This is a genomic window from Streptomyces bluensis (genome assembly GCF_014650715.1).
GTDB lineage: Bacteria > Actinomycetota > Actinomycetes > Streptomycetales > Streptomycetaceae > Streptomyces > Streptomyces bluensis.
Genome location: NZ_BMVM01000004.1, coordinates 120,165 through 143,018, shown reverse-complemented (window position 1 = coordinate 143,018; position 22,854 = coordinate 120,165). Strand labels below are relative to the sequence as shown.

23 protein-coding genes are annotated in these 22,854 nt (G+C 70.3%); 18 read left to right on the top strand and 5 right to left on the bottom strand.

The annotated features are described in order from the left end of the window. Positions 1-248: 248 nt before the first annotated feature. Genes IE262_RS13345 through IE262_RS13330 form a run of 4 tightly spaced genes read right to left on the bottom strand, consistent with a single transcriptional unit; the run spans position 249 to position 3,803 of the window. Positions 249-872: a response regulator gene (locus IE262_RS13345; RefSeq protein ID WP_134039076.1), complete on the bottom strand. Its 624-nt coding sequence runs from the start codon at positions 870-872 to the stop codon at positions 249-251. Then, positions 869-2,062: a sensor histidine kinase gene (locus IE262_RS13340; RefSeq protein ID WP_189873732.1), complete on the bottom strand. Its 1,194-nt coding sequence runs from the start codon at positions 2,060-2,062 to the stop codon at positions 869-871. Before IE262_RS13340 ends, IE262_RS13345 begins: the two co-directional genes overlap by 4 nt. After that, entirely contained in the window at positions 2,059-2,904 is an 846-nt protein-coding gene (locus IE262_RS13335) for an ABC transporter permease (protein ID WP_134039074.1), read from the bottom strand. The genes IE262_RS13340 and IE262_RS13335 overlap by 4 nt, the downstream gene beginning before the upstream one ends. Next, complete coding sequence (locus IE262_RS13330) at positions 2,901-3,803, bottom strand: ABC transporter ATP-binding protein (RefSeq protein WP_189873730.1); 903 nt, start codon at positions 3,801-3,803, stop codon at positions 2,901-2,903. Before IE262_RS13330 ends, IE262_RS13335 begins: the two co-directional genes overlap by 4 nt. A gap of 150 nt (positions 3,804-3,953) precedes the next feature. Here IE262_RS13330 and IE262_RS13325 point away from each other — a divergent pair, with 150 nt between their 5' ends. The 16 genes from IE262_RS13325 (at position 3,954) to nusB (ending at position 20,290) form a co-directional block, all read left to right on the top strand. Then, entirely contained in the window at positions 3,954-4,589 is a 636-nt protein-coding gene (locus tag IE262_RS13325; RefSeq protein ID WP_134039072.1) for a vitamin K epoxide reductase family protein, read from the top strand. Positions 4,590-4,645: 56 nt separating this feature from the next. Further along, entirely contained in the window at positions 4,646-6,001 is a 1,356-nt protein-coding gene (locus IE262_RS13320) for a replication-associated recombination protein A (RefSeq protein WP_134039071.1), read from the top strand. A 300-nt stretch (positions 6,002-6,301) separates the two neighbouring features. After that, positions 6,302-6,916 (top strand): 30S ribosomal protein S4, encoded by a 615-nt coding sequence (gene rpsD / locus IE262_RS13315; protein ID WP_131563026.1) that lies wholly within the window; start codon positions 6,302-6,304, stop codon positions 6,914-6,916. Between the two features lie 210 nt (positions 6,917-7,126). After that, positions 7,127-7,573 carry a DUF948 domain-containing protein gene (locus tag IE262_RS13310; protein ID WP_134039070.1) on the top strand — a complete coding sequence of 149 codons (447 nt, stop codon included), beginning with the start codon at positions 7,127-7,129 and terminating at the stop codon, positions 7,571-7,573. Between the two features lie 3 nt (positions 7,574-7,576). Next, a complete protein-coding gene (locus IE262_RS13305; protein ID WP_134039069.1) occupies positions 7,577-7,933 on the top strand; it encodes a DUF6167 family protein in 357 nt (118 codons plus the stop codon). Beyond that, the gene (gene alaS, locus IE262_RS13300; protein ID WP_189873728.1) at positions 7,933-10,605 is read left to right on the top strand and encodes an alanine--tRNA ligase; all 2,673 of its coding nucleotides are present in this window, start codon (positions 7,933-7,935) and stop codon (positions 10,603-10,605) included. Before IE262_RS13305 ends, alaS begins: the two co-directional genes overlap by 1 nt. A gap of 57 nt (positions 10,606-10,662) precedes the next feature. Further along, entirely contained in the window at positions 10,663-11,127 is a 465-nt protein-coding gene (gene ruvX, locus IE262_RS13295; RefSeq protein ID WP_229877262.1) for a Holliday junction resolvase RuvX, read from the top strand. Positions 11,128-11,242: 115 nt separating this feature from the next. Further along, positions 11,243-12,991: an endolytic transglycosylase MltG gene (gene mltG / locus IE262_RS13290; RefSeq protein WP_189873724.1), complete on the top strand. Its 1,749-nt coding sequence runs from the start codon at positions 11,243-11,245 to the stop codon at positions 12,989-12,991. Then, the gene (locus IE262_RS13285; protein ID WP_189873722.1) at positions 12,988-13,830 is read left to right on the top strand and encodes a shikimate dehydrogenase; all 843 of its coding nucleotides are present in this window, start codon (positions 12,988-12,990) and stop codon (positions 13,828-13,830) included. Before mltG ends, IE262_RS13285 begins: the two co-directional genes overlap by 4 nt. Before the next feature lie 209 nt (positions 13,831-14,039). Then, a complete protein-coding gene (gene aroC / locus IE262_RS13280; RefSeq protein ID WP_189873720.1) occupies positions 14,040-15,224 on the top strand; it encodes a chorismate synthase in 1,185 nt (394 codons plus the stop codon). Continuing rightward, positions 15,221-15,736, top strand: a complete 516-nt coding sequence (locus tag IE262_RS13275) for a shikimate kinase (protein WP_189873718.1) — start codon at positions 15,221-15,223, stop codon at positions 15,734-15,736. Before aroC ends, IE262_RS13275 begins: the two co-directional genes overlap by 4 nt. Further along, positions 15,733-16,824 carry a 3-dehydroquinate synthase gene (aroB, locus tag IE262_RS13270; protein ID WP_189873716.1) on the top strand — a complete coding sequence of 364 codons (1,092 nt, stop codon included), beginning with the start codon at positions 15,733-15,735 and terminating at the stop codon, positions 16,822-16,824. The genes IE262_RS13275 and aroB overlap by 4 nt, the downstream gene beginning before the upstream one ends. Before the next feature lie 170 nt (positions 16,825-16,994). Further along, positions 16,995-17,855 carry a Pro-rich N-terminal domain-containing protein gene (locus tag IE262_RS13265; RefSeq protein ID WP_189873714.1) on the top strand — a complete coding sequence of 287 codons (861 nt, stop codon included), beginning with the start codon at positions 16,995-16,997 and terminating at the stop codon, positions 17,853-17,855. Between the two features lie 183 nt (positions 17,856-18,038). Continuing rightward, positions 18,039-19,148, top strand: a complete 1,110-nt coding sequence (locus IE262_RS13260) for an aminopeptidase P family protein (protein ID WP_189873712.1) — start codon at positions 18,039-18,041, stop codon at positions 19,146-19,148. Between the two features lie 144 nt (positions 19,149-19,292). Continuing rightward, complete coding sequence (efp, locus tag IE262_RS13255) at positions 19,293-19,859, top strand: elongation factor P (RefSeq protein ID WP_134039059.1); 567 nt, start codon at positions 19,293-19,295, stop codon at positions 19,857-19,859. A 2-nt stretch (positions 19,860-19,861) separates the two neighbouring features. Next, positions 19,862-20,290, top strand: a complete 429-nt coding sequence (gene nusB / locus IE262_RS13250; RefSeq protein WP_134039058.1) for a transcription antitermination factor NusB — start codon at positions 19,862-19,864, stop codon at positions 20,288-20,290. Between the two features lie 123 nt (positions 20,291-20,413). Here nusB and bldD read toward each other — a convergent pair whose 3' ends face one another. After that, on the bottom strand, positions 20,414-20,914 hold the full coding sequence (gene bldD / locus IE262_RS13245; protein WP_134039057.1) for a transcriptional regulator BldD: 501 nt from the start codon (positions 20,912-20,914) through the stop codon (positions 20,414-20,416). 244 nt (positions 20,915-21,158) lie between these two features. On the opposite strand from bldD, the gene pyrR reads away from it, so the two are divergent. Together pyrR and IE262_RS13235 are read left to right on the top strand one after the other, a co-directional pair. Next, the gene (gene pyrR / locus IE262_RS13240) at positions 21,159-21,731 is read left to right on the top strand and encodes a bifunctional pyr operon transcriptional regulator/uracil phosphoribosyltransferase PyrR (protein WP_189873710.1); all 573 of its coding nucleotides are present in this window, start codon (positions 21,159-21,161) and stop codon (positions 21,729-21,731) included. Positions 21,732-21,853: 122 nt separating this feature from the next. Then, entirely contained in the window at positions 21,854-22,849 is a 996-nt protein-coding gene (locus tag IE262_RS13235; RefSeq protein ID WP_134039055.1) for an aspartate carbamoyltransferase catalytic subunit, read from the top strand. Positions 22,850-22,854 lie beyond the last annotated feature (5 nt).

Genomic DNA, 22,854 nt, shown 5'->3' with positions numbered 1-22,854 from the left:
GCGGGGCGGTGCCCCGGAGGGGGCCGGGGGTGGTGCCCCGAAGTGTGGGGCTGGAGGCGCAGCTCGGACAGGGCCCGGGGGCGGAGCCCCAGAGAGGGCGGGCGGGGCGGAGTCCCGGAGCGGGCCGGCGGGGTCGGGGGCGGAGCCCCGGAATTGGGGGGTCAGGGGGCGTAGCCCCCTGGACTGGGGTTGAAGGGGCGGAGCCCCTGGGGATGGGACGGGTAGGGGCGGCGGGGGGCGAGGAACCCTCAGTCCAGCAACCCGAACCGCATCGCACTCGTCACCGCAGCCGTCCGGTCGTCCACCCCCAACTTGCCGAACGCACGCAGGAGATGGGTCTTGACCGTCGACTCACCGATGAACAGCCGTCGACCGATCTCCGCGTTGGTGCACCCCTCCGCCACCAGCCGCAGCACCGCCGTCTCCCGCTCGGACAACCGCGGCCGCTCCGGCTTCGTACGCAACTGGTCGACCAGCCGCGCGGCCACCGACGGCGCGAGCACCGTCTCGCCCCGCGCGGCGGCCCGCACGGCCTCCGCCAGCTCACCACGCGGCAGATCCTTGAGCAGATAACCGGCGGCACCGGCCTCCACGGCACGCAGAATGTCGCCGTCCGTCTCGTACGTCGTCAACACGATGACGCGGCACGACAGCCCGGCCTCCGTCATCCGCAGAATCGAGTCAACGCCCCCGCCCCCCGGCATCCGCAGATCCATCAGAACGATGTCGGGGCGCAACTCGGCCGCCAGCGCCTCCGCCTGAGGGCCGTTCGACGCGTCGGCGACCACATCGAGGTCGGGCTCGGCGCTCAGCATGGCGCGCAGGCCCTCGCGCACGACGGGGTGGTCGTCGGCGAGGATGATCCGGATCACGGGGTGCTCCTCGGAGGTGGGACGGGCAGTCGCACGGTCACCGTCGTACCCGTGCCGGGAGCGCTGTCCACGCACGCCGTGCCGCCCACTTCGGCGGCCCGGGCGCGCAGTCCGGCCAGACCGTAGCCGTCCGTCACGGCGGACGGCTCGAAGCCGCAGCCGTCGTCCCGGACGGACAGGGTGAGCGTCTCCTCGGCGTACGCCAGCGTGATGCCGACCACGGTCGAAGTCGCCGCGTGCTTGCGCACGTTGGCCAACGCCTCCTGGCAGGAGCGCAGGGCCACCACCTCGGGCCCGGCGGACAGCGCGCGCACCGGACCGGTGATGTCCACCTCGGCGCCGTGCCGGGCGGCCAGCCGGCGCAACGCGTCCGGCAGGGAGGCGCCGTGCAGGTCGGCGGGTGCGCCACCGGCGACCAGCGCCCGCGCCTCGGCCAGGTTCTGCCGGGCCGTCTCCTCCATCAGCGCCAGGTGGCGCCGGGCGGCGGGAAGATCGTCCTCCAGCTCGGCATCCACGGCCTGCACCAGCATCAGCAGACTGGTGAACCCCTGCGCGAGCGTGTCGTGGATCTCCCGGGAGAGCCGTTCCCGCTCGGCCAGCGCGCCGTGCGCGGCCGACAGACGGGAGATCTCATGGCGGCTGGCGTCCAACTCGGCGATCAGCTCCGCCCTTTCCTCGCTCTGCTCGATGACGCGAATGATCCAGCTGCCGATGGCCACCGAGAAGGCGAGCGTGACGACCGCGAACACGGAGTTGAAGAAGACGGTTCCGGCATCGGGCCGCCACAGCAGCGCCCAGCCCGCCACCGGCACGATGTTGATGAACGCTACAGCGATCAGCGCCCACCGCAGACGCAGTGACATGAAGCACTGGGGAACCAGAGCGAAGGACATCAGCCGGGTCTCGCCGACGAGGAGGGCCGACGGCAGGAACAGTACGACCGTTCCGGCGAGGTAGAGGAGGGCCCGGTGCTCGTCGGTCCGGTTCTCCCGCATGATCGGGCGCCCGAACGCCACGTACCAGGGAACCAGCGGGACGAGGAGTCCGGCCGCGAGCGCGCCCAGCGGCCACCCCGTGTTCCCCGCGCCGAGCACGACGAACACCAGGGTGGCCACCCACACGACGGCGAAGTACGAGTCCCAGAGCCGGAACGAGCGGTCCCAGGTGTACGCGCCGGTGGTCGTCGTCATCCGTCGCGCCGGCTCTTCCAGCGGAAGGTCAGCAGACACAGCACCAATCCTCCGACGCACCAGGCGGCGAGGACCAGGGCGACGCGGCCGAACTCCCAGTCGCCCGTCTGCTCCAGGACGCGCGCAGACTCCGGCAGGAACACCCCGCGCAGTCCCTGGCACATCCACTTCAGCGGGAACAGCGCACCGATGTTCAGCATCCACTCGGGGATCGTGTCGACGGCGATGTAGACCCCGGAGATGAACTGCAGGACAAGGAAGGGCAGGACGACCACGGAGGTGGCGCTCTTGCCGGACCTCGGCACCGAGCTGATCGCGATGCCGAGCAGCGCGCAGGCCGTCAGCCCGAGGACGAAGATCCAGGCGAGGTCGAACCACCTGCCGGCGGACGTCGGCAGGTCCACGTCGTACAGCGTCGTGCCGACCAGGAGGAGGATCGCCGTCTCCAACAGCCCGGTGACGAAGACCAGCCAGATCTTCCCGAGGAAGTACGAGGCCGGGGGCATGGGGGTGCCACGCAGCCGGCGCAGCACCCGCTCGTCCCGCTCGACGGCGATGGAGACGCCGAGGGACTGGAAGCTGGTGGACATGATCCCGGCGGCCGTCATCGCGGGCACGTACAGCTGTGAGGCGGAGATGCCCGCCCCCTCCACGGCGTCACTGAAGATCGACGCGAACAGGAACAGGAAGACCACGGGGAAGGCGAACGTGAAGACGACCTGTTCACGCATCCGGAAGAACTGTTTGATCTCCAACGCGCCCCGGCTGAGACCGAGGCTCCACGCGCCGGGCAGCCGCGCGGTGAGCGCTTCTTCCGGGGGACGTACGGCAGTCGTCGTCATCGTTCGTCCTCCTGCGTGATCCGTCCGGCCTGTCCGGCCTCGTCGCTCTGCCCCGTCAGCCTGAGATAGACGTCCTCCAGGGTCGGGCGGCTCACCCGCAGCCCCGGTATCTCCCCGTCGAAGCGGCGCATGAGCTCGGCGACCGCGCGCGTGGGCGTGCCGGTGCGCTCCGCGCGCGGGGTGCCGTCCGGTTCCGTCCACTCGACAGTGGCCTCGGTACCGTGGCGGTCGCGCAGCGCGGCCGGTTCGCCCTCGGCGACCACGCGGCCGTTCGCGATGACCGCGAGCCGGTCGGCCAGCGCCTCCGCCTCCTCCAGGTAGTGCGTGGTCAGCAGGATCGTCGTGCCTTCGTCGGCCAGCGTACGGATCAGCTCCCAGAACTGGCGGCGGGCCGCCGGGTCGAAGCCGGTCGTCGGCTCGTCCAGGAGCAGCAGCTCCGGCCCGCCGATCACCCCGAGTGCCACGTCGAGCCGCCGCCGCTGTCCACCGGAGAGGGCCTTGATACGACTGCCCGCCTTCTCCCGGAGACCCACCAGAGCGAGGACTTCCTCCGGGTTTCTCGGCTTCGGGTAATATCGGGCGAAATGTCGCACGGTTTCCCGCACCGTCAACTCGGCGGGCGCGGATTCGTCCTGCCAGACGATTCCGACGCGCGAGCGCCACGCGCGCGTGGCCCGCCCCGGGTCCGCCCCGAGCACGGACACCTCGCCCCCGTCCCGTGCGCGATTGCCCTGGAGGATCTCCACCGTGGTGCTCTTGCCCGCCCCATTGGGCCCGAGCAGGCCGAACACCTCCCCCCGCCGGATGCCGAGATCGATACCGTCGACCGCGGTCACGTCCCCGTACTGCTTGCGCAGCCCCCGTACGTCCACCGCGAGTTCGTTCGCGTGTGCTGTCATGCCGTCGAGCGTCGCCTTGAACCGAACGCTCCGGGACGACCGGGCGTACTTCCTTATGTCCATCGAACGGTGGACACGCGCGCGTGTGCGGCACAATGACCGTGCCCGGAAGCCCTCCTTCGACGCTACGGAAGCTACGGATACGACGAGATGAGCAAGACGACAGTCAAGGACGTCTCCATCGAGCGGGAACGAGCCGAGGCTCCGCGCGGCGTGGGCGGCAGCCGCGCCTTCGCGATCCTCCTGCTGATCACCGGCGCGGCCGGGCTGCTGGCCTCCTGGGTCATCACGATCGACAAGTTCAAGCTCCTGGAGGACCCCGGCTTCACGCCCGGGTGCAGCCTGAACCCCGTCGTCTCCTGCGGCAACATCATGAAGAGCGAGCAGGCGTCGGCCTTCGGGTTCCCCAACCCGATGCTCGGTCTCGTCGCGTACGGCATCGTGATCTGCGTCGGCATGAGCCTCCTCGCCCGCGCCACGTTCCCGCGCTGGTACTGGCTCACCTTCAACGCCGGCACCGTCTTCGGCGTCGGCTTCTGCACCTGGCTGCAGTACCAGTCGCTGTACAACATCAACTCGCTGTGCCTGTGGTGCTCCCTGGCCTGGGTCGCCACGATCGTCATGTTCTGGTACGTGACGTCGTTCAACGTCCGCCACGGCTTCCTGCCCGCGCCGAACTGGCTGAAGGGCTTCTTCGGCGAGTTCACCTGGGTCCTGCCCGTGATGCACGTCGGCATCATCGGCATGCTGATCCTGACCCGCTGGTGGGACTTCTGGACCAGCTGACGGCGGTCTGGCGACTCCCGAGGGCTCTGTCAGTGGGGTGACATAGGGTTTTGGACGTGGAGCCCGACCTGTTCACCGCAGCCGCCGAAGAACGCCAGGAGAAGGACCCGTCCGGCAGCCCCCTGGCCGTGCGCATGCGCCCGCGCACCCTCGACGAGGTCGTGGGCCAGCAGCATCTGCTCAAGCCCGGCTCACCCCTGCGCAGACTGGTCGGCGAGTCCGGCGGCGGCCCGGCCGGACCGTCCTCGGTGATCCTCTGGGGCCCGCCCGGCACCGGCAAGACGACCCTCGCGTACGTCGTCTCCAAGGCCACCAACAAGCGCTTCGTCGAGCTCTCCGCGATCACCGCCGGAGTGAAGGAGGTCCGCGCGGTCATCGACGGCGCCCGCCGCGCCACCGGCGGCTTCGGCAAGGAGACCGTCCTCTTCCTCGACGAGATCCACCGCTTCAGCAAGGCCCAGCAGGACTCCCTGCTCCCGGCCGTCGAGAACCGCTGGGTGACCCTGATCGCGGCGACGACGGAGAACCCGTACTTCTCGGTGATCTCCCCCCTCCTGTCCCGCTCCCTGCTCCTCACCCTGGAACCGCTCACCGACGACGACGTGCGCGGGCTCCTGCGCCGCGCCCTCACCGACGAGCGCGGCCTGTCAGGTGCCGTCACCCTCCCCGAGGACACCGAGGAGCACCTGCTGCGGATCGCCGGCGGCGACGCCCGCCGCGCGCTCACCGCGCTGGAGGCCGCCGCCGGCGCCGCCCTCGACAAGGGCGGGACGGAGATCGGCCTGACGACCCTGGAGGAGACCGTCGACCGTGCCGCCGTGAAGTACGACCGCTCCGGCGACCAGCACTACGACGTGGCGAGCGCCCTCATCAAGTCCATCCGCGGCTCCGACGTCGACGCCGCCCTGCACTACCTGGCCCGCATGATCGAGGCCGGTGAGGACCCCCGGTTCATCGCCCGCCGCCTGATGATCTCCGCCAGTGAGGACATCGGCCTCGCCGATCCGAACGCACTGCCCATAGCCGTCGCCGCCGCCCAGGCGGTCGCCATGATCGGTTTCCCCGAGGCCGCGCTCACCCTCAGCCACGCCACCATCGCCCTGGCCCTCGCCCCCAAGTCCAACTCCGCGACCATGGCGATCGGCGCCGCCATGGAGGACGTACGCAAGGGGCTGGCCGGTCCGGTGCCCCCGCACCTGCGGGACGGGCACTACAAGGGCGCCGCCAAGCTGGGGCACGCGCAGGGGTACGTCTACCCGCACGACCTGCCCGAGGGAATCGCCGCCCAGCAGTACGCCCCGGACGCCCTCCAGGACCGCGAGTACTACACCCCGACCAGGCACGGAGCCGAGGCACGCTACGCGGACGCGGTGGAGTGGACCAGGAGGCACCTCGGGCGGAAGCAGCCCTGAGCCACCTGTAGACTTCACTGCAGTGCTGAGTCCCGTGTCCGACTCCCGTCGGCGCCTCAGGCGGGACATCCAGCCGGATCCTTCGATCCAGGAGCGTCGCGCACCGTCGTAGGTGTCGCGGGCAGCCCACTACCGCCCGGAGTCCCGGGACCGGTCGGTGGGCCGTTCGTGTGCTGCACGTATGTGCCCAGACCAGGGGAGCGGCTGCCCGACGGGTCCCTCGTGGACCTGGCGGGAATCCCCGGCTGCGGATGCGACCTCCCGTAACCCTGAGGCAGCCGAAGAGGAAAAGGAAAAGAAGTGGCGAACCAGTCCCGCCCCAAGGTCAAGAAGTCGCGTGCCCTCGGCATCGCGCTGACCCCGAAGGCCGTCAAGTACTTCGAGGCCCGCCCCTACCCGCCGGGCGAGCACGGCCGCGGCCGCAAGCAGAACTCGGACTACAAGGTCCGTCTGCTGGAGAAGCAGCGCCTGCGTGCGCAGTACGACGTGTCCGAGCGCCAGCTCGTCCGCGCCTACGAGCGTGCCTCCAAGGTCCAGGGCAAGACCGGTGAGGCCCTGATCATCGAGCTGGAGCGTCGTCTCGACGCCCTGGTTCTGCGTTCGGGCATCGCCCGCACCATCTACCAGGCCCGCCAGATGGTCACCCACGGCCACATCGAGGTCAACGGCCACAAGGTCGACAAGCCGTCCTTCCGCGTCAAGCCGGACGACGTCGTCATGGTCCGTGAGCGCAGCCGCCAGAAGCCGCTGTTCGAGGTTGCCCGCGAGGGCGGCTTCGCTGCCGACGGCGAGACCCCGCGCTACCTCCAGGTGAACCTCAAGGCCCTGGCGTTCCGCCTGGACCGCGAGCCGAACCGCAAGGAGATCCCGGTGATCTGCGACGAGCAGCTCGTCGTCGAGTACTACGCCCGCTGATCGCCCCACAGCGCGAGCGGACGTAGTACGTCCCGTGCGTCAGCCCGTCGTCTCCCCGCCTCCGTGGCGGACGGGACGGCGGGCTCTCGCACTCTTCGGCCGGAGCCAGGTAATGCGGTACGGAGGGGCGCCCCCGGCGCGATAGGCTCGGGGGCACGACTTTTCGACGTTCAGGCATGTTCCGACGTGTTCCAGGGAGCGGGTGCACACGTGTCCGGTGGAGAGGTGGCCGGGATCCTGGTGGCCGTCTTCTGGGCGATCCTGGTCTCCTTCCTCGCCGTCGCACTGGCGAGGCTGGCCCAGACGCTCAAGGCGACCACCAAGCTCGTCGCGGACGTGACCGACCAGGCCGTCCCGCTCCTCGCCGACGCCTCCGAGGCGGTCCGCTCCGCGCAGACCCAGATCGACCGGGTCGACGCGATCGCCTCGGACGTCCAGGAGGTCACGTCCAACGCGTCGGCGCTCTCCACCACCGTCGCGTCCACCTTCGGTGGCCCCCTGGTCAAGGTGGCGGCGTTCGGCTATGGCGTGCGCCGCGCCATGGGCCGCCGTGAGGACGAGCCCGCCACCAAGACGCCCCGACGCACCGTGATCGTGGGCCGCACCATCCCGTCCGCGCGGCGGGGGAAGCGGAACACCCGGGACAAGAAGGACTGACCGATGTTCCGCCGTACCTTCTGGTTCACCGCCGGCGCAGCCGCGGGCGTGTGGGCCACCACCAAGGTCAACCGCAAGCTGAGGCAGCTGACCCCCGAGAGTCTCGCCGCGACGGCGGCGAACAAGGCGATCGAGACGGGCCAGCGGCTCAAGGACCGTGCGGTCGGCTTCGCACTCGACGTCCGCGACGGCATGGCCGAGCGCGAGGCCGAACTCGGCGACGCGCTCGGCCTGAACGCGACCGCCGACCACGAACTCCCGGCACCCCGGCGTCACGCCGCGATCGAGAACCGCAACAAGCCGAAGACGTACGTCGTCGAGGGGACGGCGTACTCGTACAACCGGAATGAGGACCACTGATGGAGTCGGCTGAAATCCGCCGCCGCTGGTTGAGCTTCTTCGAGGAGCGCGGTCACACCGTCGTCCCTTCGGCGTCGCTCATCGCGGACGACCCGACTCTGCTCCTCGTCAACGCCGGCATGGTGCCCTTCAAGCCCTACTTCCTGGGCGAGACCACGCCGCCGTCCCCCCGCGCCACCAGCGTCCAGAAGTGCGTGCGCACGCCGGACATCGAAGAGGTGGGCAAGACCACCCGGCACGGCACGTTCTTCCAGATGTGCGGCAACTTCTCCTTCGGCGACTACTTCAAGGAAGGCGCCATCACCTACGCCTGGGAGCTGCTCACCAGCCCCCAGGACAAGGGGGGCTACGGCCTGGACCCGGAGAAGCTCTGGATCACCGTCTACAAGGAGGACGACGAGGCCGAGCGCATCTGGCGCGACGTCGTCGGCGTCCCCGCCGAGCGCATCCAGCGCCTGGGCATGGGCCCCAACTTCTGGTCCATGGGCGTCCCCGGCCCCTGCGGCCCGTGTTCCGAGATCAACTACGACCGCGGGCCGGAGTTCGGCGAGGAGGGCGGCCCCGCCGTCAACGACGAGCGGTACGTGGAGATCTGGAACCTGGTCTTCATGCAGTACGAGCGTGGCGAGGGCACCGGCAAGGAGGACTTCCCGATCCTCGGTGAACTGCCCGCCAAGAACATCGACACGGGCCTCGGCCTGGAGCGTCTCGCCATGATTCTGCAGGGCGTGCAGAACATGTACGAGATCGACACCTCCATGGCCGTCATCAACAAGGCCACGGAGCTCACCGGCGTCCGCTACGGCGCCGCCCACGCCTCCGACGTGTCCCTGCGCGTGGTCACCGACCACATGCGCACCTCCGTGATGCTCATCGGCGACGGAGTCACCCCCGGCAACGAGGGCCGCGGCTACGTCCTGCGCCGCATCATGCGCCGCGCCATCCGCAACATGCGGCTCCTCGGTGCCACGGGGCCCGTCGTGAAGGACCTGATCGACACCGTCATCGAGACGATGGGCCAGCAGTACCCCGAGCTCGTCACCGACCGCGAGCGCATCGAGAAGGTCGCCCTCGCCGAGGAGGCCCGCTTCCTCAAGACGCTGAACTCCGGCACCAACGTCCTCGACACCGCCGTGACCGAGATCAAGGCCGCCGGCTCCACCGTCCTGCCCGGCGACAAGGCCTTCCTGCTCCACGACACCTGGGGCTTCCCGATCGACCTCACCCTCGAAATGGCCGCCGAGCAGGGCCTGTCCGTGGACGAGGAGGGCTTCCGCCGCCTGATGAAGGAGCAGCGGGAGCGCGCCAAGGCCGACGCCCGGGCCAAGAAGACCGGCCACGCCGACCTCGGCGCCTACCGCGAGATCGCCGACTCCTCCGGTGAGACCGACTTCATCGGCTACGCGCACACCGAGGGCGAGTCCAGGGTCGTCGGCATCCTCGTCGACGGTCTGTCCTCGCCCGCCGCCACCGAGGGCGACGAGGTCGAGATCGTCCTCGACCGCACGCCGTTCTACGCCGAGGGCGGCGGCCAGATCGGCGACACCGGCCGGATCAAGGTGGACTCCGGTGCCGTCATCGAGGTCCGTGACTGCCAGAAGCCGGTCCCGGGTGTGTACGTCCACAAGGGCGTCGTCCAGGTCGGCGAGGTCACCGTCGGCGCCACGGCCCACGCCTCGATCGACTCCCGCCGCCGCAAGGCCATCGCCCGCGCCCACTCGGCCACCCACCTCACCCACCAGGCCCTGCGCGACGCCCTCGGCCCGACGGCCGCCCAGGCCGGTTCCGAGAACCAGCCGGGCCGGTTCCGCTTCGACTTCGGTTCGCCGTCCGCGGTGCCGACGGCCGTGATGACCGATGTCGAGCAGAAGATCAACGAGGTCCTCGCCCGCGATCTCGACGTGCACGCCGAGGTCATGGGCATCGACGAGGCCAAGAAGCAGGGCGCCATCGCCGAGTTCGGCGAGAAGTACGGCGACCGTGTCCGTGTCGTCACCATCGGCGACTTCTCCAAGGAGCTGTGCGGCGGCACCCACGTCCACAACACCGCCCAGCTGGGCCTGGTCAAGCTCCTCGGTGAGTCCTCGATCGGCTCCGGAGTGCGCCGTATCGAGGCCCTGGTCGGCGTCGACGCCTACAACTTCCTGGCCCGTGAGCACACGGTCGTGGCCCAGCTCCAGGAACTGATCAAGGGGCGCCCCGAGGAGCTCCCGGAGAAGGTCTCCGCCATGCTCGGCAAGCTGAAGGACGCCGAGAAGGAGATCGAGAAGTTCCGCGCCGAGAAGGTCCTCCAGGCCGCCGCCGGGCTCGCCGAGTCCGCCAAGGACGTGCGGGGCGTCGCACTGGTCACCGGACAGGTCCCGGACGGCACGACCCCGGACGACCTGCGCAGGCTGGTCCTCGACGTACGCGGCCGCATCCCGGGCGGCCGGGCCGCCGTGGTCGCCCTGTTCACGGTGAACAACGGCAAGCCGCTGACGGTCATCGCCACCAACGAGGCCGCCCGCGAGCGCGGTCTGAAGGCCGGCGACCTGGTCCGTACGGCCGCCAAGACCCTCGGCGGCGGCGGTGGCGGCAAGCCGGACGTCGCCCAGGGCGGCGGCCAGAACCCGGCCGCCGTCGGCGAGGCCGTCGACGCGGTCGAGCGCCTGGTCTCAGAGACGGCCAAGTAGAGCCCGACAGACGGCCAGGTGGCGCCCGATGGAACCACGCAGGAATCGACGGTGAACATGCGCAAGGGGCGTCGGCTCGCGATCGATGTAGGGGACGCCCGGATCGGGGTCGCCTCGTGCGACCCCGACGGGATCCTCGCGACACCGGTCGAGACGGTTCCGGGACGTGATGTCCCGGCCGCGCAGCGCCGGTTGAAGCAGCTCGTCGAGGAGTACGAGCCCATCGAGGTGATCGTCGGCCTCCCTCGCTCCCTGAAGGGCGGCGAGGGACCGGCGGCGGTCAAAGTGAGGGGCTTCGCCCAGGAGTTGGCCCGCATGGTCGCCCCCGTTCCGGTGCGGCTCGTGGACGAGCGGATGACCACCGTGACAGCCAGTGCGGGACTGCGCGCCTCCGGCGTGAAGTCCAAGAAGGGCAGATCGGTGATCGACCAGGCGGCGGCCGTGATCATCCTGCAACAGGCGCTCGAATCCGAGCGGGTGTCGGGTACAGCACCCGGAGACCCCGTCGAAGTGGTCATCTGATCGCGATACGGTAACGTTCCGGCGCGATGCGGCAGTATTCGAACAGCTGCCGCACAGATCGAGGCGGGACGGGAGCGGAGCCGTGCGACCGCCGCCTCGCGGCTCTAGGGGATCGATGACTGAGTATGGCCGGAGCCCAGGCTCCGAACCGTGGCATCCCGAGGACCCGTTGTACGGGGACGGCGGATGGGGAGGACAGCAGACCCACGCGGGTCAGCAGCCTCCCTACGGCGGCCAGCCGCAGCAGTACCCGGAGCAGCCGCAGTACGGCGACTGGGGCAACGGCCAGCAGGCCGACTACGGCCAGGCGCAGCAGCATTACCCGTACTACGACGGACAGGGTCACCCGCAGTACCCCGGGCAGGGTCAACCGCAGCACCCCGGGCAGGGCCACCAGCAGTACCCCGATCAGGGACAGCACCACTACCAGGGCGGGGGCTGGGACACCGGCACGCACGAGCACGTCCAGGCCGCCTACCCCACCGGTCCGACGGGCCCCTACGAGGGGCAGAACGCCGCGTACGGCGGCGGGCAGCACGACCAGTACGGCGGCCACGACGCGTACCCACAGCAGGAACCGGAGCCGGAGCCCCGGGCGAGCCGCCGGGCGGAGCCCGAGCCACCGCAGACGGACTGGGACCCTGGCCCCGATCAGGGCGAGCACGCCTTCTTCGCGGGCGCCAACGACGACGATGACGACGACTCCGACCAGCCGGGCCGCCGCGGGGGACGTGGAGACCGGAAGGGCAAAGGCGGCAAGGGCGGCAAGGCGGGCAAGAAGCGCCGCAACGGCTGTGCCTGCCTGGTGGTCGTTCTCGTCATCGGCGGCGGCATCGGCGGAGTCGGTTATTTCGGCTACCAGTTCTACCAAAGCCGTTTCGGCGCGGCTCCCGACTACGCGGGCGACGGCACGAGCGAGACGGTGACCGTCACGATTCCCAAGGGGACGGACGGTTATGCGATCGGGCAGGCGCTGAAGAAGGCCGGCGTCGTCAAGAGCGTCGACGCCTTCGTGACCGCCCAGGCGAACAACGCCGAGGGCGACACGATCCAGGCGGGCGTCTACGTCCTCAAGAAGGAGATGTCCGCCGCGAGCGCCGTCTCGCTCATGCTCAGCGACGAGAGCCGCAACAACCTGGTCATCGCCGAGGGGCGGCGCAACACCCAGATCTACGAGCTGATCGACCAACGTCTGGGAGTCAAGTCGGGCACGACCGAGGAGGTCGCCAAGAAGGAGTGGAAGTCCCTCGGCCTTCCGGACTGGGCCAATGACAACCAGGACATCAAGGAGCCGCTGGAGGGATTCCTCTACCCGTCCAGTTATCCCGTGTCCAAGGGCATGAAGCCCGAGGACGTCCTGAAGGAAATGGTCGATTTCTCCAAGCAGAAATACGCCGAACTCGGGCTGGAGAAGAAGGCGAGGTCGCTGAACCTCGACACTCCGCTCCAGGTCCTCACCGTGGCGAGCCTCGTCCAGGCGGAGGGCAAGTCAAAGGACGACTTCGAAAAGGTCGCCAGGGTCGTGTACAACCGGCTCAAGCCGGACAACACCGAGACATACGGCCTGCTCGACTTCGACTCCACGGTGAACTACCTGCGCGGCGAGTCCAAGCTGGCCACGGGATCGGTCGACCAGCTGAGGCAGATCGACGACCCGTACAACACCTACAAGATCAAGGGTCTGCCGCCCGGACCGATCAACAATCCGGGCCAGGTGGCGATCGAGGCGGCCCTCAATCCGGCCAAGGGCAACTGGTATTACTTCGTCTCGATCAGCGAGGACGAGACACTCTTCGCCGAGACCAACGAAGAACAGAACCGCAATCGCGAAAAGTACCTCGAAGCACAGAAGAACGGACAATGACCCGCAGCGACAGCAAGCGCCGAGCCGCCGTCCTCGGCTCCCCGATCGCCCACTCGCTCTCCCCGGCGCTGCACCGGGCCGCGTACACGGCGCTGGGGCTCGACGACTGGTCGTACGACCGCTTCGAGGTGGACGAGGAGGCGCTGGCCGAGTTCTTCGGGAAGCTGGGCCCCGAGTGGGCCGGGCTGTCGCTGACCATGCCGCTGAAGCGGGCCGTCATCCCACTGCTCGACGAGATCAGCGAGACTGCGGCCTCAGTCGAGGCCGTCAACACCGTCGTGTTCACCGAGGACGGGCGGAGCCTCGGTGACAACACCGACATCCCCGGCATGATCGCCGCCCTGCGTGAGCGGGGCATCGAGCAGGTGGACGCGGCCGCGATCCTCGGTGCGGGCGCCACCGCCTCCTCCGCGCTGGCGGCACTCGCCCGGATCTGCACCGGTGAGGTCGTCGCGTACGTACGGAGCGAGGCGCGCGCCGCCGAGATGCGGCAGTGGGGCGAGCGGCTCGACGTCGACGTGCGCACGGCGGACTGGGCGGACGCGGCACAGGCGCTCGGCGCGCCGCTCGTCATCGCCACCACCCCGGCCGGCACGACCGACGCACTGGCCGCGCACATCCCGGAACGGCCCGCGACCCTCTTCGACGTGCTCTACGACCCGTGGCCGACGGCGCTCGCGGCACGCTGGTCCGCCTGCGGCGGCGCTGTCGTCAGCGGACTCGACCTGCTCGTGCACCAGGCGGTGCTCCAGGTCGAGCAGATGACGGGGCGTGCCCCGGCCCCGCTGGACGTCATGCGAAAAGCGGGGGAACACGCTCTGGCCGGTCGGGAGGCGTGAGCGGACGGATGGCGCCACGGGCGGGGAGCCCGCGGCTGCGGTCCCGTCGCGTCCGCCTGATGGACCTGCGACCGGCCCCGGTCCCGGACGTGGGAGGATCGGAGGTGGCGGGCCCGGGCCGCGCACCCGGTGGCGCCGTCGCCGTACGCGAGGACGCGCGTACGCAAGGGCAGTACGCAGTACCAGGGCGCGAGCACTGAGGAGCACCGTTGAGCAGGTTGCGCTGGCTGACCGCGGGGGAGTCCCACGGTCCCGCACTCGTCGCGACGCTGGAGGGCCTTCCCGCCGGCGTGCCGATCACCACGGCGATGGTGGCGGACCACCTGGCTCGGCGCCGGCTCGGCTACGGACGCGGTGCGCGCATGAAGTTCGAGCGGGACGAGATCACCTTCATCGGCGGCGTACGGCACGGCCTGACCCTCGGCTCCCCGGTGGCGATCATGGTGGGCAACACCGAGTGGCCGAAGTGGGAGCAGGTGATGGCGGCCGACCCGGTGGACCCGGAGGTGCTCGCCGGTCTGGCCCGTAACGCGCCCCTGACCCGTCCCCGGCCCGGCCATGCGGACCTCGCGGGCATGCAGAAGTACGGGTTCGACGAGGCGCGTCCGGTGCTGGAGCGGGCGAGTGCGCGGGAGACGGCCGCCCGGGTGGCCCTGGGTGCGGTGGCACGGTCGTACCTGAAGGAGACCGCCGGGATCGAGATCCTCTCGCACGTGGTGGAGCTGGCGGCGGCGAAGGCCCCCTACGGCGTCTACCCCACGCCCTCGGACGTGGAGAAGCTGGACGCCGACCCGGTGCGCTGCCTGGACGCGGACGCGTCGAAGGCGATGGTCGCGGAGATCGACCAGGCCCACAAGGACGGCGACACACTCGGCGGCGTCGTGGAGGTGCTGGCGTACGGGGTGCCGGTCGGGCTCGGCTCGCATGTGCACTGGGACCGACGGCTGGACGCGCGCCTCGCGGGCGCGCTGATGGGCATCCAGGCGATCAAGGGCGTCGAGGTCGGGGACGGCTTCGAACTGGCCCGGGTGCCGGGCTCCAAGGCACATGACGAGATCGTGCAGACCGACGAAGGCGTCCGGCGCGCCACGGGACGCTCGGGCGGCACCGAGGGCGGTCTGACCACGGGCGAGTTGCTGCGGGTGCGAGCGGCGATGAAGCCGATCGCGACCGTACCGCGGGCCCTGGCCACCATCGACGTGGCCACCGGTGAGGAGGCCAAGGCCCATCACCAGCGCTCCGACGTCTGCGCGGTCCCCGCCGCCGGTATCGTCGCCGAGGCGATGGTCGCGCTGGTGCTCGCGGACGCGGTGGCGGAGAAGTTCGGCGGCGACAGTGTGGTGGAGACCCGCCGCAACGTGCGGTCGTACCTTGAGAACCTGGCGATTCGATGAGCGCCCCGCTGATCGTCCTGGTCGGTCCGATGGGCGTCGGCAAGTCCACCGTCGGGCAGCTGCTGGCCGAGCGGCTCGGCGTGGGCTACCGGGACACCGACAACGACATCGTCGCGGAGCAGGGCCGCACGATCGCGGACATCTTCGTCGACGAGGGCGAGCCCGCCTTCCGGGCCATCGAGAAGCGGGCGGTGCGCACCGCCCTCGCCGAGCACACCGGTGTATTGGCGCTGGGCGGCGGTTCCGTCCTCGACGCCGACACCCGCGCGGCGCTGGCCGGCCTGCGGGTGGTCTACCTGTCGATGGACGTGGAGGAGGCGGTCCGGCGCACCGGCCTGAACACGGCCCGCCCGCTGCTCGCGGTCAACCCGCGCCGGCAGTGGCGGGAGCTGATGGATGCCCGCCGCCATCTGTACACCGAGGTCGCCCACGCGGTCGTCCCCACCGACCACCGCACGCCCGAAGAAGTCACCCAAGCCGTCCTGGACGCAACGGAGTTGAAGGAAGCATGAGCGAGGCAGTCACCCGGATCCAGGTCGGCGGCACAGCGGGCACCGACCCCTACGAGGTCCTGGTCGGCCGGCAACTCCTCGGCGAACTGGGCGGGTTGATCGGGAGCGCGGCCAAGCGGGTGGCCGTCATCCACCCCGAGGCGCTGGACGGGACCGGGGAGGCGCTGCGGGCCGATCTGGCGGAGCAGGGGTACGAGGCCGTCGCGATCCAGGTGCCGAACGCGGAGGAGGCCAAGACCGCCGAGGTCGCCGCCTACTGCTGGAAGGCGCTGGGCCAGTCCGGGTTCACGCGCACGGACGTCATCGTGGGCGTGGGCGGGGGCGCCACCACGGACCTGGCCGGGTTCGTGGCCGCGACCTGGCTGCGCGGGGTGCGCTGGATCGCCATCCCCACCACCGTGCTGGGCATGGTGGACGCGGCCGTCGGCGGCAAGACCGGTATCAACACGGCCGAGGGCAAGAACCTCGTCGGCGCCTTCCACCCGCCGGCCGGTGTGCTGTGCGACCTGGCCGCGCTGGACTCGCTGCCGGTCAACGACTACGTGTCCGGGCTCGCCGAGGTCATCAAGGCCGGTTTCATCGCCGATCCGGTGATCCTTGAGCTGATCGAGTCCGACCCACAGGCCGCCCGCACCCCGGCCGGTCCGCACACCGCCGAGCTGATCGAGCGGTCCATCAAGGTCAAGGCCGAGGTCGTCTCGTCCGACCTGAAGGAGTCCGGGCTGCGCGAGATCCTCAACTACGGGCACACCCTCGGGCACGCGATCGAGAAGAACGAGCGCTACACGTGGCGGCACGGTGCGGCCGTCTCGGTGGGCATGCACTTCGCCGCCGAACTCGGGCGTCTGGCGGGCCGGTTGGACGATGCGACGGCCGACCGCCACCGTACCGTCCTGGAGTCGGTGGGCCTGCCGCTGCACTACCGCCACGACCAGTGGCCCAGGCTGCTGGAGACGATGAAGGTCGACAAGAAGTCCCGCGGCGATCTGCTGCGCTTCATCGTCCTCGACGGACTGGCCAAGCCCACCGTCCTGGAGGGCCCCGACCCGGCCGTCCTGCTCGCCGCCTACGGCGAAGTGGGGCAGTAACGCCCGTTGGGACGCCGTAGGCCCGATTCGCCTTGTGAGCATGGGCACTTCGGACCGCCCCCGGCCGTTCACCAAACGACGGCCGGGGGCGGTACCGTTCGGGAGGGGACTGGGTGCCAGCGCCCCGCCTGCCAGCGCCAATGTGACTGTACGAGACGGAGTGGCACCGGATGCAGCACGCAGTGGGAGCTCCGCTGCCGCCGCCCCACCAGCCGGGGCAGGGACCGTCGACCGGCTGGTCGCCGGCCGGACACCAGCCGGGACACCCGGGGCCCGCACCGTCGACCCCGCCCCCGCCGGGGTTCGTCGGAGCACCGGTCCCGCCGGGTGCTCCGCAGGTCCCGCACCACGCACCGCCGCAACCCGCCTCCGCCCCGCCCGCGCGGGATATGACCGGACATGTGCAACTGCCACCGGGCGGCCCCGTCGGCATACCGAGCGCCCCGCCCGCCGCGGGCGTGCCCGACGCGGCGGCCACCACGCTCGCGGTCCTGCTCATCGGCCCGGCGGGCGCGGGCAAGACGAGCGTGGCCAAGTACTGGGCGGACCACCGCCCGGTGCCCACGGCCCACATCAGCCTCGACGACGTCCGCGAATGGGTGCGCTCGGGTTTCGCCGACCCGCAGTCCGGGTGGAACGACCACTCGGAGGCGCAGTACCGTCTCGCCCGCCGCACCTGCGGTTTCGCCGCCCGTAACTTCCTGGCGAACGGCATCTCCTGCATCCTCGACGACGCCGTCTTCCCGGACCGCCCGGTCGTGGGTCTCGGTGGCTGGAAGCGGCACGTCGGCCCCGGGCTGCTCCCGGTCGTGCTGTTGCCCGGCCTGGAGATCGTCCTGGAGCGCAACGCCGAGCGCACGGGCAACCGCCGCCTCACCGACGAGGAGGTCGCGCGCATCCACGGCCGCATGGCCGGCTGGTACGGCTCCGGGCTGCCCATCATCGACAACTCCCAGCTTGATGTGCCCGCGACGGCACGGCTCCTGGACGACGTACTGGCCCGGTCGATCGCGAGCCCGCCGAAGTGGTAGGGAGGCGGGCCCGAGGGCGCGTGATCGCCGGGGCGTGCGCCCCTGGTGGGGTACGTACACGCCCGCGCCCCTGATGGGTACGGACACGCCTCAGCGCCGTGTGCTGTGCCCCACCCACCGGGCCGCCGCCCGACCGGCCCTCCTGGACCGGCGGTATTCGGCCACCGCCCATAGGCTCGGCACATGTCAGAGGTGTACGCGGCCCGCCGGGCCCGGCTACGGGAGTACTGCATCGCGGGCGGCAGCGCGACCGCGCTCATCACCCGCCCGGCCAACGTGCGCTATCTCGCGGGGGCCGCACCCCAGGGCGCCGTCCTGCTGCTGGGCACGGAGGACGACCTGCTGCTGTGCGGCGACGCACCAGGTGGCGGGCGTGACCACGACGCACGTCCCGACGAGGTGTTGCGGGTGCGCCCGCTGCCCGGCGCGGGCGGTGATCCCGCGGTCGCCGCAGCCGACCTCGCCGCGGCCGAGGGCGCCGAGTCACTCGCGGTCGAGGAACACCACCTCACCGTCACCCGGCACCGCGCCATCGCCTCGGTGGCCCCCCGGCTGCGCCTCGCCGACCTCGGCGGCATGGTCGAGCAGCTGCGCGTCGTCAAGGACGAGGAGGAGATCTCCTGCCTGCGGATCGGCGCGGAGATCGCCGACCAGGCGCTGAGCGAGTTGCTGGAGTCGATCCTCGTCGGCCGTACCGAACGTCATCTCGCCCTGGAACTGGAGCGCCGGCTCGTCGACCACGGCGCCGACGGCCCGGCCTTCGCGACCTCCGTCGCCACCGGCCCCAACGCCGGCCGTCGCCTGCACCGCCCCACCGACCGCCGCGTCGAGGAGGGCGACTTCCTCTCCGTCTGCCTGGGCGCGGCGTACCGCGGGTACCGCTGTGAGATCGGGCGTACCTTCGTCATCGGCACATCCCCGGCCGACTGGCAGATCGACCTGTACGACCTGGTCTTCGCCGCCCAGCGCTCCGGCCGTGAGACGCTGGCCCCCGGCGCGGCGTACCGTGACGTGGACCGCGCGGCCCGTCAGGTGCTGGACTCCGCCGGGTATGCGGAAGGCCTCCCACCGCTGATGGGACACGGGGTCGGACTCGAAATCGACGAGGACCCGCAGTTGGCTCCCGCGGCCATGGGTAAACTGGACGCTTGCGTGCCGGTCACCGTCGAACCGGGGGTCCACCTCCCGGGCCGGGGCGGCGTCCGGATCGATGACACGCTCGTCGTCCGCCCCGAGGCGGACGGCGGACCCGAGCTACTCACCATCACGACCAAGGAGCTGCTCGCGCTCTAGCGACACCAGGGAAGTTCAGGCACGTTCCCACGCCGCCCGGCACGTACTCTCGCCGCGAACGACGCAGGAACGCACCCGCCCTTCCCCGGCGCCGCTCGCGCGTGCCCCGGGGTCGTCCACGTCAGTCCAGGAGATTCCGCAACCGTGGCTTCCACGAACGACCTCAAGAACGGCATGGTGCTCAAGCTCGACGGCGGCCAGCTCTGGTCCGTTGTCGAGTTCCAGCACGTCAAGCCCGGCAAGGGCCCGGCCTTCGTGCGCACCAAGCTCAAGAACGTGCTCTCCGGCAAGGTCGTCGACAAGACCTTCAACGCCGGCGTCAAGGTCGAAACGGCCACCGTCGACAAGCGCGACATGCAGTTCTCCTACATGGACGGCGACTACTTCGTCTTCATGGACATGGAGACCTACGACCAGCTCCACATCGACCGCAAGGTCGTCGGCGACGCCGCGAACTTCCTCATCGAGGGCTTCGAGGCCACCGTCGCCCAGCACGAGGGCGAGGTGCTCTTCGTCGAGCTGCCCGCCGCCGTCGAGCTGAGCATCGCCGAGACGGAGCCGGGCGTCCAGGGCGACCGCTCCACCGGCGGCACCAAGCCCGCCACGCTGGAGACCGGCCACCAGATCCAGGTCCCGCTCTTCATCACCACCGGTGAGAAGATCAAGGTCGACACCCGCACGAGCGACTACCTCGGCCGGGTGAACAGCTAACCGTGGCTGCCCGTAACACGGCCCGTAAGCGTGCCTTCCAGATCCTCTTCGAGGGCGACCAGCGCGGGGCCGACGTCCTGACGGTCCTCGCGGACTGGATCCGGCACAGCCGGACCGACCCGCGCCAGCCTCCCGTGAGCGAGTACACGATGGAGCTGGTCGAGGGCTACGCGAAGTACTCGGAGCGGATCGACGAGCTGATCACGCAGTACGCGGTGGGGTGGACGCTCGACAGGATGCCGGTCGTGGACCGCAACATCCTGCGTCTCGGTGCGTACGAACTGATCTGGGTCGACGGGACTCCGGACGCCGTGGTGCTGGACGAGATGGTGCAGCTGGCCAAGGAGTTCTCGACGGATGAGTCGCCCGCGTTCGTGAACGGTCTGCTGGGGCGCTTCAAGGATCTGAAGCCGTCGTTGCGTCGCGAGTAGCGCACCATGGGGGTGCGGTCCCCCCCCCGGGGGCGCAGAGCCCGTACGAAAAGCCGTCGGGGTGGCCGGAATCTTTCGGTTCCGGCCACCCCGACGGCACGTTTCTGCTGGGAGCCGGGGCTCTCAGCTCTCGTCGTGGGACACCGCTCGGCGCGCGTCCGCGTCGAGGACACCCCAGCTGATCAGCTGCTCGGTGAGGACCGAGGGCGACTGGTCGTAGATCACGGCGAGTGTGCGCAGGTCGTCCTGGCGGATCGACAGCACCTTGCCGTTGTAGTCACCGCGCTGGGACTGGATGGTCGCCGCGTAGCGCTGCAGAGGGCCCGCCTTCTCGACAGGCACGTGGGCCAGGCGCTCCAGGTCCAGCACGAGCTTCGGCGGCGGCTCGGCGGCCCCACCGGGAGTGCTGCCCGGCAGCAGCTCCTGCACCGGAACCCCGTAGAAATCGGCCAGTTCGGCAAGGCGCTGCACGGTGACGGCGCGGTCGCCGCGCTCGTACGAACCGACCACGACCGCCTTCCAGCGTCCCTGGGACTTCTCCTCGACACCGTGGAGGGAAAGGCCCTGCTGGGTGCGGATGGCCCGGAGCTTGGCCCCGAGCTGTTTGGCGTATTCGCTGGACATATAGCTCCCGGACGCTGTGTCGACGTGCGGTGGTGCCGCACGGCTGGTGACTCACTGTGAGGTTACGCAGCGTTACTCTGCCCCGTCAAGCCGAATGGTCCGGACCGACTCTTCCGTGGTAACCCCCCATCCGTTACTCCAGGGGGGTGATCAGGGCCGTTGTTCCGGCCTGCTACCGTTGATGGCGCAAATCCGACGTCCTTTAAGGTCCGTCCCGTGAGGCGGAGAAGGAGGTCCGTTTCGTATGGACACGCAAGCGCCAGATCCGAGGCCCGTGCTTGAGGGCCCCGACATCGCCCGGGTACTGACCCGCATCGCCCACGAGATCGTCGAGCGCGCCAAGGGCGCCGACGACGTGGTGCTCCTCGGCATTCCGACCCGGGGAGTCTTCCTCGCCCAGCGGATCGCCGCCAAGCTCGCGGAGATCACCGACCGCAAGATCCCGGTCGGCTCGCTCGACATCACCATGTACCGCGACGACCTGCGCCTGCAGCCGCCGCGTGCCCTGGCCCGCACGGAGATCCCCGGTGACGGCGTCGACGGCCGTCTGGTCGTCCTCGTCGACGACGTGCTCTTCTCCGGCCGCACCATCCGCGCCGCGCTCGACGCGCTGAACGACATCGGGCGCCCGCGTGCGGTGCAGCTCGCGGTTCTCGTCGACCGCGGCCACCGCGAACTGCCCATCCGCGCCGACTACGTCGGCAAGAACCTCCCCACGTCGCTGCGGGAGACGGTCAAGGTCCAGCTCGCCGAGGAGGACGGTCGGGACACCGTCCTGCTCGGAGCCAAGCGGACCGCCCCGGGCGCGCAGCAGTAGCGCTCCGGCGTACGGCGCTGCCGTACGCCTGCTCAGTGCGCTCGTGCGCGCCCGCCTGCCCGGCCGCGCCACCGTGGCGGGGCCTCGCCTCCCGACCTGAACTGCCTTACGGAGCCTGAAAGATGCAGCGCCATCTCATCTCGGCCGCCGACCTCACCCGTGACGACGCCATCCGGATCCTCGACACCGCCGAGGAGATGTCCCGGGTCGCCGACCGGCCGATCAAGAAACTGCCGACCCTGCGCGGCCGTACCATCGTCAACCTCTTCTTCGAGGACTCCACCCGGACCCGGATCTCCTTCGAGGCCGCCGAGAAGCGCCTCTCCGCGGACGTGATCAACTTCTCCGCCAAGGGTTCGAGCGTGTCCAAGGGCGAGTCCCTCAAGGACACCGCCCAGACCCTGGAGGCCATGGGCGTCGACGCCGTCGTCATCCGGCACGGCGCCTCGGGGGCCCCGTACCGCCTGGCGAACTCCGGCTGGATCGACGCCGCCGTCGTCAACGCCGGCGACGGCACCCACCAGCACCCCACCCAGGCCCTGCTGGACGCCTTCACCATGCGCCGCCGCCTCGTCGGCCGGGACGCCGGGCTCGGCCAGGACCTCGACGGCCGACGCATCACGATCGTCGGCGACATCCTGCACAGCCGCGTCGCCCGCTCCAACGTCGACCTGCTGCACACCCTCGGCGCCGAGGTCACGCTCGTCGCGCCGCCCACGCTGCTGCCGGTCGGCATCGAGTCCTGGCCCTGCGAGATCAGCTACGACCTCGACGCCACCCTGCCGAAATCGGACGCGGTGATGATGCTGCGCGTGCAGCGTGAGCGCATGAACGCCGCGTTCTTCCCGACCGAGCGCGAGTACTCCCGGCGTTACGGCCTCGACGGCGAGCGCATGGCGCGGATGCCCGAGCACTCCATCGTGATGCACCCCGGCCCGATGGTGCGCGGCATGGAGATCACCGCCGAGGTCGCCGACTCCGACCGGTGCACCGCGATCGAGCAGGTCGCCAACGGGGTCTCCATCCGTATGGCCGTGCTGTACCTGCTGCTCGGCGGCGCTGTCTTCGAGACCAAGAACGTGCCCGACACCCTCCAGACCCGTACCGAGGAGAAGTAAGACAG